The sequence below is a fragment of the Paraburkholderia sp. SIMBA_027 genome (genome assembly GCF_046535315.1).
Classification (GTDB): domain Bacteria; phylum Pseudomonadota; class Gammaproteobacteria; order Burkholderiales; family Burkholderiaceae; genus Paraburkholderia; species Paraburkholderia tropica.
Map to the genome: position 1 here is coordinate 1 of NZ_JAWRWY010000635.1, position 270 is coordinate 270.

1 protein-coding gene is annotated in these 270 nt (G+C 63.0%); it reads right to left on the reverse strand.

The features are described from left to right. Nucleotides 1–270 (reverse strand): SDR family oxidoreductase (locus SB764_RS40545; RefSeq protein WP_410866833.1); only part of this gene is annotated, 270 nt, incomplete at both ends.

Consider the following 270-nt stretch of genomic DNA (forward strand, 5'->3'; position numbering starts at 1 on the left):
GCAATTTCCTTGGGCTGCGCCGCACGGCGGATTGGCGCCTTCTTGCCATGCTCGGCCAGGAACGCCTGGCCGTCGGCATGGATGTGGTTGGTAATGTTGGTGATGACATCGCCAGAGCCCACCGCATTGACGCGAATACCATGCTCGATGGCTTCCAGCGAGAGGGCGCGCGTCAACTGCGCCAGCGCCCCCTTCGACGCCGCATACGCTGCAATGAGCGGAAAAGCCTGATAGCAGGCGTAGGAGCCCACGTTGACGATGGCACCCGTC